Annotated in this window: 9 protein-coding genes, 1 other RNA gene and 1 other annotated feature; of the genes, 9 read left to right on the plus strand and 1 reads right to left on the minus strand. The window is 42.4% G+C overall.

The genetic code is table 11. The features are described 5' to 3' along the window. Nucleotides 1–15 precede the first annotated feature (15 nt). From ACFQ0V_RS06870 to dtd, 5 genes are all read left to right on the plus strand, one after another. A complete protein-coding gene (locus tag ACFQ0V_RS06870; RefSeq protein WP_381011421.1) occupies nt 16–366 on the plus strand; it encodes a LapA family protein in 351 nt (116 codons plus the stop codon). A 108-nt stretch (nt 367–474) separates the two neighbouring features. Beyond that, nucleotides 475–2760, plus strand: coding sequence for a single-stranded-DNA-specific exonuclease RecJ (gene recJ, locus ACFQ0V_RS06875; RefSeq protein ID WP_381011424.1), 2286 nt, complete (start codon nt 475–477; stop codon nt 2758–2760). Between the two features lie 15 nt (nt 2761–2775). Beyond that, a complete protein-coding gene (locus ACFQ0V_RS06880) occupies nt 2776–3297 on the plus strand; it encodes an adenine phosphoribosyltransferase (RefSeq protein ID WP_381011425.1) in 522 nt (173 codons plus the stop codon). Nucleotides 3298–3419: 122 nt separating this feature from the next. Continuing rightward, nucleotides 3420–5639, plus strand: a complete 2220-nt coding sequence (locus ACFQ0V_RS06885; RefSeq protein WP_381011428.1) for a RelA/SpoT family protein — start codon at nt 3420–3422, stop codon at nt 5637–5639. Between the two features lie 12 nt (nt 5640–5651). After that, the gene (gene dtd / locus ACFQ0V_RS06890) at nt 5652–6092 is read left to right on the plus strand and encodes a D-aminoacyl-tRNA deacylase (RefSeq protein WP_381011431.1); all 441 of its coding nucleotides are present in this window, start codon (nt 5652–5654) and stop codon (nt 6090–6092) included. 44 nt (nt 6093–6136) lie between these two features. On the opposite strand, the gene ACFQ0V_RS06895 is transcribed toward dtd, so the two are convergent. Then, on the minus strand, nt 6137–7675 hold the full coding sequence (locus ACFQ0V_RS06895; RefSeq protein ID WP_381011434.1) for an SH3 domain-containing protein: 1539 nt from the start codon (nt 7673–7675) through the stop codon (nt 6137–6139). 113 nt (nt 7676–7788) lie between these two features. Continuing rightward, nucleotides 7789–8011 (plus strand) — a binding site (T-box leader). Between the two features lie 54 nt (nt 8012–8065). On the opposite strand from ACFQ0V_RS06895, the gene hisS reads away from it, so the two are divergent. The 4 genes from hisS to ACFQ0V_RS06915 all read left to right on the plus strand — a co-directional run bounded on the left by hisS (nt 8066) and on the right by ACFQ0V_RS06915 (nt 12235). Beyond that, on the plus strand, nt 8066–9337 hold the full coding sequence (hisS, locus tag ACFQ0V_RS06900) for a histidine--tRNA ligase (RefSeq protein ID WP_381011437.1): 1272 nt from the start codon (nt 8066–8068) through the stop codon (nt 9335–9337). A gap of 8 nt (nt 9338–9345) precedes the next feature. Next, nucleotides 9346–11112, plus strand: coding sequence for an aspartate--tRNA ligase (gene aspS / locus ACFQ0V_RS06905; protein WP_381011440.1), 1767 nt, complete (start codon nt 9346–9348; stop codon nt 11110–11112). Between the two features lie 40 nt (nt 11113–11152). Then, nucleotides 11153–11335: non-coding RNA, 6S RNA (gene ssrS, locus ACFQ0V_RS06910), on the plus strand. Between the two features lie 135 nt (nt 11336–11470). After that, entirely contained in the window at nt 11471–12235 is a 765-nt protein-coding gene (locus ACFQ0V_RS06915) for a tRNA threonylcarbamoyladenosine dehydratase (RefSeq protein WP_381011443.1), read from the plus strand. The last annotated feature ends 37 nt before the right edge of the window (nt 12236–12272 follow it).

The following is a 12272-nucleotide window of genomic DNA, read 5'->3' on the forward strand; positions in this document are numbered from 1 at the left end:
GAGGGAGGAATTCAAATGAAAACACAATGGATGTTAATCGTTAGCTTATTGTTAGCGATTGTCGTGGCGATTTTTTCAATTGTCAACATTCGACCTGTCATCGTCAACTTTATTTTTACAACGGCAGAGATGCCACTCGTACTCGTCATTTTAGCGAGTGTTTTAATCGGAGCATTCATCAGTGGCTCATTTGCGCTCTTCCGTCGTATGCAATATAGACAAGAAGTGAAACGTCTACAAGCGGTTATTGAAGAAAAAGAAGAATTGTTACGTCAAGAACAATTGCGAATCGTCCCGCAACAAGATGTCGTCGTTCGCGATATTACGAACGAAGCGAACGAAGTAGCAGTCATCGACGAACAATAAGTGAAGGATAAGTACATGACTATGCACAGTCTCGCATAGTGGGTACTTATCCTTTTTCGTTTTGCATATAAATTCGGTATAATTAAAGGAAGAGATGGAGTGATATTAATGATTCAATCAAATAGTCAATGGCAAATGATGAGTAGCGATGAAGCGCTCATTCAATCATTTTGCGATGCATTACATATTCCGCCTTTGCTCGCCAAAATCTTAGTGGCGCGTGACATTCAAACAGTTGAAGAGGCGAAACAATTTATAGAGATGGATCATACCGCATTGCATGACCCATTTTCAATGTATCAAATGGATGAAGCAGTCGAGACGATTCAATTTGCGATCGACAGCCAAGTGCCGATTTTAATTTACGGGGATTATGATGCGGACGGCGTGACGAGTACGACTGTTTTATTACGTGCATTACAATCGCTTGGAGCTCTCGTCGATTACGCGATTCCGAACCGTTTTAAACATGGATATGGCCCGAATGCGGAGCTTTTTGAAGAAAAGATTCATGAAGGGTTTGAACTTATTATTACGGTTGATAATGGGATTTCAGGCCATGATGCAATTGCTCATGCTCAAAATTTAGGAGCGACCGTCATCGTCACCGATCATCATGAAATTGGCGAAACATTACCACCTGCCGATTGTATTATTCACCCGCGTCATCCGGAAGGAAATTATCCGTTTCCCGAATTGGCAGGAGTCGGTGTCGCTTTTAAATTAGCGACCGCTTTGCTCGGAGAAGTGGATGAAACGTTATTACCGTATGTAGCGATCGGGACGATTGCAGACCTCGTGCCACTCGTTGACGAAAATCGTTACATTGTGAAGCGCGGACTATCTTTATTGCAAAAGAGTGAAGATATCGGCTTGCGTGCGCTCGCAGAAGCGAGTAAAACTCCTCTTTTCGAAGCGGATGAGGAAACGGTAGGGTTTTCGTACGGGCCGCGTTTAAACGCTCCTGGACGCTTACAAGATGCCACGCTCGCAGTACAATTATTAAATGCTGAAACAGCGGCAGAAGCAAGTTCTTACGCAATGCAATTAAATGAAATGAACGTAGACCGTCAACAAATGGTACAAACGATAACAGAAGAAGCTGAGCAAATGATGCAAGCTCATACTGAAGTGCCGGAAGTGATTGTACTGGCGAAAGAAGGGTGGAATCCAGGAGTTGTTGGAATCGTCGCTTCTCGCATTACGGATAAATATTATCGCCCGACGATCATTCTCGGCATCGACAGCGAAACAGGTGAAGCGAAAGGGTCGGCACGCAGTATTGAAGGCTATCATTTATACGAAGCGCTCAAACAAAGTGAGCCGATTGTAGAGAAGTATGGGGGACACGCGATGGCGGCAGGATTGACGATTCCAATCGAACAAATCGAACCGCTGCGTGAACGCCTCATCGCCATTGCGCGTGAAACGTTGACGCCCGAAGATTACATTCCTAAATTGACGATCGACGTTCAAACGACGATCGATGAAATCGACTTAGATGTTTTAGACGACATGAAAAAACTTCGCCCGTTCGGAATCGGTTTTCCGAAGCCGACCTATATGATTGAAAACGTTAAAGTACTCGAAGTGAGAAAAATAGGATCAGCACTGAATCATTTGAAAATGAAAGTAGGCACGACGACAGATGCGCTCGATTGTATCGGTTTCCAATTTGGAGAAGTAGCGGACGCACTTACAGTAGGAACGACCGTTTCCGTAGCAGGAGATATTCAAATTAACGAATGGAACGGTAGACGTAATCCACAATTTATGTTGGAAGATTTGCAGTCGAAAGACGTTCAAGTGTTCGATATGCGTGGAATTGAACAATTGCAACAATGGCTGCCTAAAGTAGCGCCAAATGCGACATTTATTTTATTCCAGCCACAACATGCTGAACGTTTTGCAAAACATGTTCCTTTAACGATGGCTGAAGATTTAACAGGCGAGGAAAAAATAATCGTCTTCCTCGATTTACCAGATCGTATGGAACAAATAATTGACATTATTACTCAACACGAACCACATCGTTTATATTGTCATTTCTATGTCGCCCAAACATTTTACATGGAGCGTATACCGACGCGTGAAATGTTCGGATGGTTGTTCCAAGCGATCAAACAGCGTGGTCATCTCGATTTTATCAAAGAGTGGGAATGGATCGCGAAGCAAAAAGGTTGGAAAAAAGACACGATTGTCTTTATGTTAAAAGTGTTTTTAGACTTAAAATTTGTTACACTAGAAGGTAGTGTATTTACAATTGCGCCGAATATCGAAAAACGAAATTTAGAAGACGCCCCGACTTATCAACAAAGAGAGCGTCAAATATCGCTTGAGCGTGACTTGTTATACAGTTCATACAATCAATTAAAACAAACATTGCTTCAGTAGGAGGAAGAAGGAAAGATGGATTTAAAACAGTATATTACAATCGTCGAAGATTATCCGAAAGAAGGGATAAGCTTCAAAGATATTACGACATTGATGGATCACGGAGAGGCGTATAAATTTGCGACGGACGAAATCGTGAAATACGCTGAAAAAGTGAAAGCGGACATCGTTGTTGGTCCTGAAGCGCGTGGATTTATTATCGGTTGCCCAGTAGCGTACGCATTAGAAGTAGGTTTTGCGCCTGTTCGTAAACCTGGAAAATTACCACGTGAAACGGTATCTGTTGAATATGACTTAGAGTACGGAACAGACCGTTTAACGATTCATAAAGATGCAATTAAACCAGGACAGCGCGTCTTGATCGTAGACGATTTGCTCGCAACAGGTGGCACGATTAAAGCGACGATTGAACTTGTAGAAGAACTCGGTGGCGTCGTAGCAGGTTGTGCCTTTTTAATTGAACTTGCGTATTTAGAAGGACGTAAAAAAATTGAAGGGTACGACGTTTGTACATTGCTCACATACGATGAAGAATAATTCAAAAGCATTCTGTGAATCACTCGCAGAATGTTTTTTTAAAACGCTTCCTCCTTTACACATATAAGGGATTACCGTACTATAAATAAAAATAGAAAGAATGCAGAAAGGAGTGTAAAACAATGGCGAAAGAGAAAGATATGACAGCAGAAGATATTTATCATATCGTGTCGACGTATATGAATGAAGAGCATGTCGAATTTGTCAAACGGGCATATATTGCAGCGAAAGAAGCGCATGAAGGCCAATTTCGCAAGTCGGGAGAGCCATATATTTTACACCCGATTCAAGTTGCTGGTATTTTAGCGAACTTACAAATGGACCCTGCGACTGTCGCAGCTGGATTTTTACACGATGTCGTAGAAGATACAGAAGTAAGCCGTGAAGACATCGTTGAACAGTTTGGCGAAGAAGTCGCTGTACTCGTCGATGGTGTGACGAAGCTTGAAAAATTAAAATTCCGTTCAAATGAAGAGAAGCAAGCGGAAAATCACCGAAAAATGTTTATCGCGATGGCACAAGATATTCGTGTCATTTTAATTAAATTGGCAGACCGCCTACATAATATGCGTACATTAAAATATGTCAATGAAGAAAAACAACGTCGTATTTCTGCAGAAACGCTCGATATTTTTGCACCTCTCGCGCATCGTCTCGGAATTTCAACGATTAAATGGGAACTTGAAGATACAGCGCTTCGCTATTTAAATCCACAACAATATTACCGCATCGTCCATATGATGAAACAAAAGCGTGCGGAACGGGAAGATTATTTAGAAGAAGTGATGGACATTATACGTTCTGAAGTAGACCGCATGGGCATTGAAGCGGAAATTTCAGGTCGTCCGAAACATTTATATTCCATCTACCGTAAAATGGCTTTGCAAAATAAAGAATTCAATGAAATTTATGATTTATTGGCGGTACGTATCGTACTGAAAAGCATTAAAGATTGCTATGCGACACTCGGAATCATTCATACGTTATGGAAACCGATGCCAGGGCGTTTTAAAGATTATATCGCGATGCCGAAACAAAATATGTATCAGTCGATTCATACGACAGTCGTCGGTCCAGCGGGAGATCCGTTAGAAGTGCAAATTCGTACGGAAGATATGCACCACATTGCAGAGTACGGGGTCGCGGCACACTGGGCGTATAAAGAAGGACGTGTTGCATCTGAAACGACTGACAATATCGAACAAAAATTGACATGGTTCCGTGAAATTTTAGAGCTTCAAAATGAATCAACGAATGCGGAAGAATTTATGGAGTCGCTCAAATTCGATCTATTTTCCGATATGGTATACGTCTTCACACCGAACGGAGATGTCATTGAACTGCCGAAAGGATCGGTTCCATTAGACTTTGCTTACCGTGTACACTCAGAAGTAGGGAACCGTACAATTGGAGCGAAAGTGAATGGAAAAATGGTTCCGCTCGATGAGAAATTAGCGACGGGGGACATCGTTGAAGTATTGACATCAAAACAATCGTTTGGCCCGAGCCGCGATTGGTTAAAAATTGCGAACACGTCACAAGCACGCAGCAAAATTAAGCAATATTTTAAACGTCAATTACGAGAAGAAAATGTCGTCAAAGGAAAAACCCTCATTGACCGTGAAATTAAGGCGCAGCTGTATGAGCCGAAAGAAGTGCTCACTCCTGAAAATATTTCGCGTGTTCTTGATAAATATAGTTTCGCTTCAGAAGAAGATATGTATGCGAATGTCGGTTCAGGTGGGATTACAGCGCAACAAATTGTCAACCGTTTAGCAGAGCGTTTACGCCGTGAGCGTGAAAAGATAGACGCTTTAGAAAAAGTGAAGTCTGACATTGAAAAGAAAAAAGAAGCACCGCAGAAAAAAGAATATAAAGAAACAGAATCAGGCGTCGTCGTTCGAGGCATTGACAATATGCTCATTCGCTTAGCGAAATGTTGTAATCCAGTTCCAGGAGATGAAATTATCGGTTTCATTACGAAGGGTCGAGGCGTTTCCGTTCACCGAACAGACTGTCCGAACGTCGTTCATACGGAAGAAGCAGATAGCCGTTACTTAGAAGTAGAATGGGCAGTTGGAGATAGCGGGCGCTCATCGAAAACATTTGAAGTCGATATTGAAATATCAGCGTTTGATCGCTCAGGCTTGTTAAATGAAGTGATGATGACGGTGACAGAAATGAAAGTACCGATCACAGCGGTGACAGGCCGTGCGAACAAAGAAAAAATCGCAAAAATTGAAATGACGATTGAAATTACGAGCATCGAACATTTACACCAAATTGTGAAGAAGATTAAACAAATTTCAGATGTTCATGCTGTGCATCGTGTAACGAATTAAGGAAGTGATAAGATGAAAGTTTTACTCCAACGATCGAAACAAGCATCGGTCACAATCGATGGAGAAGTGACAGGAGCAATCGATAAAGGCTACGTACTCCTCGTCGGGATTACGCATGAAGATACGCCAGAAGATGTGAAATACGTAGCGAAAAAAATTGCAGGATTGCGCATTTGGGAAGATGAAGAAGGAAAGATGAATCGTGATTTATCTGAGGTCGGTGGAGCGGTCCTTTCTGTCTCTCAATTCACATTATACGGTGATGTGAGTAAAGGGAGACGTCCGAGCTTCATTCAAGCAGCTCGTCCTGAACAGGCGGAACCTTTATGGGAGCAGTTCAATGAAGAATTGCGCGCTCTCGGGCTCCATGTCGAAACGGGTCGTTTCGGTGCGATGATGGACGTATCCCTCATCAATGATGGTCCTGTTACACTAATGGTAGAATCCAAATAACAAAAGCGTTTGAAATCATCATTCGATTTCAAACGCTTTTTTAATTAGTCATTGAAAAATTGTAATAAACCGTCGTAAATTCCGTACGAAACAGTTTCTCTAAATTGAGAAGATAATAAAACTTGCTCTTCTGCCGCATTCGTTAAAAATCCGAGTTCTAGTAGAACAGCATCTGAACTATTTTCATTGAGCACTTGGAAATTCCCGACTTGAACGCCGCGGTTGCGTAAAGGTACTTGTTGTTCAATCGTCGCATTCAATACTTCTGCGAGTTCTTTTTGATTGTCATGGAAGTAAAATGTCGTATGACCGACAACAGTTGAATCAACGTTCGCATCGTAATGAATGCTAATAAATGCGTCGGCATTCATCTGGCTTTTCATTTGAGCGCGTGTGCGTAAAGGTATGAACGTGTCTCGTTCGCGTGTCAAATGTACTTTGGCACCAGCAGAACGTAATTTCAGCGCTAACACTTCAGCTGTTTTCATCGTTAAATCTTTTTCACGTGTCCCTCGCGCCCCTGTCGTTCCACGATCATGTCCTCCGTGCCCAGGATCTAACACGATTGTAATACCGTTCAACGTGCCAGGAATGGAAGCTTTTTTACGAGTAGTAGATTCGGCTTCGTCTGCCCGTTTTGAAATGTTCGGGCTGTTTAAAGTAGATACGACCCATTGTGCGACATAAGCACGTTGTCCGTCGATTTCGACTTCATACCAGTCCCCTTCTTCTTTCAAAACATTTAAATGATAACCTGCTTCAAGTCGTTTTACGATAGGGGAGTGCGTCGTCGGTTCTTCGCGGAAGTTCGTGCCGTCCGCAATCGTCGAAATTAAAAATAAACTCGGTTGCTCCCCTGATTTTTGAGATGCATTGAGTTGTCCATGGAAGCTAGCGACCCAGCCTGATTTTTTTGAATCGAGTTGAATTTTCACCCAATTATGGTCAACTTCTAACACTTCATACGCCTCACCTCGATGCGCATAACCGATTACTTTTCCTTGAAGTCCTGGACGTGAGCGGACATTTAAAGAGTCGACGATCACGGTAAACTGTCCGTCTTTCGCTTCAGGCGAAGGGGTCATTTCATCATTCGCTTTTTGGGTTTCAGACGTCGTTTTTGTCAAGTATGAGCTATGTACCCAACCGTACATTCCGTCTACGATAATGTATGACCATTCGTCCCGTTCGAGTTCTAAAGTTGCTTCTTTTCCGGCATCCATTTTTCCGATAATATTCGATTGTGTGGAAGGGCCGAGTCGTACGTTAAGACCGTCCGTCGTGGAGATGACGACATCACCTTTCGATTCCACATCACTTTTCCGTTCGACGAGCCAAGAAGCGACCCAGCCTTCACGATCTTTCTTATAAGAAACGCGGAACCATTCATCTTGTTCATCGAGAACGGTGAGTGACTCATTCGCTTGGAGTGTATCGATGACGTCATATGTGAGTCCTGGTCCCGAGCGAACGTTCATTTTTCCTTTCGTTTCTACTGTGCTCGTCGCATAACTTGTCATCGCATAAAAGAATCCGCATACGAAAGTAAACGCGAGCAAAGTGAATGTTATTTTTCTTTTCAAATCGTCTTCACCACCTTGATTTATATTGTAACGAGAAATGTTTTTCAATGCTAGAAATAAGTGAAAGGTATTGACTTCATACCCTAAAATGATTAAGATTAACTATGATTATAATAAAGCTAATGATTCGATAAGTAAAAGAGAGACTCGAATGGTTTTAGAGAATGTGAACCGTGGCTGTAAGTTCCATCCATTCCTCTTTTTGAAAGACAACGATGAAGCATTTCGCTGAACTAAAGTAGGCGAAGTCGGTACTAGCCGTTATCTAGTTGAGTGGATGCATCACAATGCATCAATTTGGGTGGAACCGCGGAAGCTATTGCTCTCGTCCCTTCTATAATGATATAGGAGAGATGGGGGCTTTTTATTATGACAAAAAGGAGAATCGTTATGAATTTTAAAGTTCCAAGAGGTACACAAGACATTTTGCCGCAAGATTCATGGAAATGGCACAAAGTGGAACAAATCATTTCAGATGTATGTCGTGCGTATCGTTACAGCGAAATTCGCACACCGATTTTTGAACAGACAGAATTGTTCCAACGTACGGTCGGCGATGCGACAGATATCGTGCAAAAAGAAATGTACACATTTGAAGACCGTGGAAAGCGTTCGATGACACTGCGTCCAGAAGGAACAGCACCTGTCGTCCGTTCATTCGTCGAAAATAAAATGCACGGCATTCCAGATCAACCGGTGAAATTGTATTACGTCGGTCCGATGTTCCGTTATGAGCGTCAACAAGCGGGACGCTATCGTCAATTCGTTCAGTTCGGCGTTGAAGCGATCGGCAGCGACAATCCGATGATCGATGCGGAAGTGATCGCCTTAGCACTCGACGTATATCGTCGTGCAGGATTGAAAGATTTAAAGCTCGTCATTAACTCATTAGGAGACCGAGCGTCGCGTGCGAAACATCGCGAAGCACTCGTTGCGCATTTCGAGCCACATATTGAAGAGTTTTGCTCGGATTGTCAAACACGTCTCCACCAAAACCCGCTCCGTATTTTAGATTGTAAAAAAGATCATGAACATCCTTTAATGGCGACGGCACCGAAATTAACGGATTACTTGAGCGATGATAATGCTGCGTATTTTGAAGCGGTACAAAATTATTTAAAGGCATTAAATATTTCGTTTGAAGTCGATCCAAACTTAGTGCGCGGACTCGATTATTACAATCATACGGCATTTGAAATTATGAGCACGTCAGAAGGCTTCGGTGCGATTACGACACTTTGCGGTGGCGGTCGTTACGATGGCATGACGGAAGAAATTGGTGGACCGAACGCGCCAGGTATCGGCTTTGCGATGAGTATCGAACGACTTTTACTCGCGATGGAAGCAGAAAATGTAACGTTTGAAAATGATGAATTGCTCGACGTATATGTCGCAACATTAGGTGAAGAAGCGGAGAAATTCGGCTTCGTCTTAACGCAACAATTACGAGCAGCAAACATTCATACAGATACGGACTTTTTACAGCGTAAAATGAAAGGTCAAATGAAAACAGCGGACCGTCAACAAGCTCGCTTCGTCATCGTCATCGGTGAGACGGAAGTAGAGCAACAAATCGTCCAATTAAAAAATATGGAGACAGGGGAACAACGTGAAGTTGCTGTTTCTGACGTCGTAACGACAGTACAACAATTGATGAAATAGGAGAGATCATGATGAAACGTACACATTATTGTGGGCAATTAACGAAAGAACAAATTGGAGAACAGGTAACATTACAAGGTTGGGTACAACGTCGCCGCGACTTAGGTGAAATTATTTTCATCGATTTACGTGACCGTACAGGAATTGTTCAAACGGTATTCAACCCAGACTTTTCAAAAGAAGCGCTTGAAATTGCGGACTCTTTACGTAACGAATACGTCGTTGAAATGACAGGAACAGTGATCGAACGTGCCGATGCACAAAAGAACGATAAAATTAAAACAGGTGACATCGAAGTACAAGTGACGGAAGTCGAAATTATTAACAAAGCGAAAAACCCACCATTCATGATTGAAGACGAAACAGATGTGAGTGAAGAGCTTCGTTTAAAATACCGTTATTTAGACCTTCGTCGTCAACCGTTAATGAACAATTTCCGCATGCGTTCAGAAATTACGCGTTCAGTTCGTAACTTTTTAGCAGACGAAGAGTTTTTCGAAGTAGAAACGCCTATTTTAACGAAATCAACGCCAGAAGGAGCGCGTGACTACCTCGTTCCATCACGTGTGCACGATGGCGAATTTTATGCATTGCCACAATCACCACAATTGTTTAAACAATTGTTAATGGTGTCAGGATTTGACCGTTATTACCAAATCGCACGTTGTTTCCGTGATGAAGACTTGCGTGCCGATCGTCAACCAGAATTTACACAAATTGATATGGAAATGAGTTTCATGTCACTCGACGATATTTTAGAATTAAACGAACGCATGATGAAACGCATTATGAAAGACGTAAAAGGAATCGATATCGAAACACCATTCCAACGTATGCCATACGATGAAGCGATGGCACGTTTCGGTTCAGATAAACCAGATACACGCTTTGCGATGGAACTCGTCGATATGGCGGAGGCGATTGCAGACAGCTCATTTAAAGTATTTACGAGCATGGCTGAAAAAGGCAACCACGTAAAATGTATTAACGTTAAAGGTGGAGCAGAAGACTACACGCGTAAAGACATTGACTGTTTAACAGATTACGTCGCACGTTACGGAGCGAAAGGGCTCGCATGGATTAAAGTAACAGAAGAAGGATTCACAGGCCCGATCGCGAAGTTCTTCGATGAAGAAGATCAAGCGAAAATGACAGCAGCTGCAGATGTAGAAGCAGGCGACTTATTATTATTCGTCGCTGATACACCGAAAGTTGTCGCGGATGCACTTGGCGCACTTCGTGTGAAACTCGGAAAAGAGCGTAATTTAATCGATGAGTCAGCATTTAACTTCTTATGGGTTGTCGACTGGCCGTTGTTTGAATTTGATGAAGAAGCGGGACGTTATGTTGCAGCTCACCACCCATTCACACGTCCACAAGATGTCGATGTTCTTGTAAATGACCCGGACAACGCACGTGCCGAAGCGTATGATTTAGTGTTGAACGGTTACGAACTCGGTGGCGGAAGCTTACGTATTTACGAGCGTGATTTACAAGAAAAAATGTTTGAAGCTCTCGGATTTTCAAAAGAAGCAGCACAAGAACAGTTCGGTTTCCTACTCGACGCATTTGAATATGGGACACCTCCGCACGGTGGAATCGCATTCGGTCTTGACCGGATCGTTATGATTTTGTCAGGTTCGACAAACTTACGCGACACAATCGCTTTCCCGAAAACGGCAAGCGCAAGCTGTCTCTTAACAGATGCGCCAAGCATGGTGAGCGAAGCGCAATTACGTGAGTTGAACTTGCAATTAAAAGCAAAACCACAATAATTGCACAAAATTTAGGAATGTGATATTGTTATAGCAATGACAAATCCTGAGGTGTACGTGAAGAACGATACAGTTTTGACCTACAATTATATCGTAAGGGAGCTTTAAATCCAATTGCGGATGACATGCCATTTATGGACGTCAAAAGTCAATTGTGCGAGCACCCACCTGTTGAATGCAGGTTCAAAACGATACAGTTTCTAACGGCACATTTGGGATTTGTTCCTATATGAATTATTCAAGAGCCTATTTCATTTGGAATAGGCTCTTTTTGTTTAGTCAATAGATGAATGTGTTCTTTGAATCTGGTATTGTAAACGTAAGAAAAGTTATTTAGTTAGAAAGAAGGAGTGGCACGATGATACATCAATTTTCACGCAATGAACTCGCATTTGGAAGAGAAGGATTAGAAGCTTTAAAAGGGGCATCGGTTCTCATTTTAGGAATTGGAGGCGTCGGCTCATTTGCAGCGGAAGCATGTGCGAGAAGTGGAGTAGGCAAACTTATTTTAGTGGATAAAGACGATGTCGACATTACGAATGTCAATCGTCAACTAGTCGCAACATTATCGACGGTTGGACGGAGTAAAGTAGACGTGATGGAAGAGCGAGTGAAAGATGTGAATCCTGAATGTGAAGTGATCGCCATCCACGAATTTTATACGGAAGAAAATTACGAACATATTTTAGCGCATGAACCCGATTATGTCATTGACGCTTCTGATACGTTGCAATATAAAATTCATATCGCTGAGCAATGCATTGAACGAGGCATTCCAATTATTTCAAGCATGGGAGCTGCGAATAAATTAGATCCGACTCGTTTTGAAATTGCGGATATTTCTAAAACACATACCGATCCATTAGCAAAAATCGTTCGCACACGATTAAGAAAACGAGGTATCCATAAGGGATTGACGGTCGTTTTCAGCGATGAAAGTCCAATTATACAACGTGCAGATGTTGTAAAAACGGTTGGAAATGAACAGTCAGACATCCGAAAGGCTCAATTGCCACCATCATCTAATGCTTTCGTTCCATCTGTTGCGGGACTCATTTGTGCGAGTTGGGTCGTTCGTGAAATTGTCAAACATATTGAAATCAAACGGGTGAATGGACAATAGAAAACTTGTCACTCAAAGGAAACGTTGTTACAATAGG

This window comes from Savagea faecisuis (genome assembly GCF_042675605.1).
GTDB classification, from domain to species: Bacteria; Bacillota; Bacilli; order Bacillales_A; family Planococcaceae; genus Savagea; species Savagea faecisuis.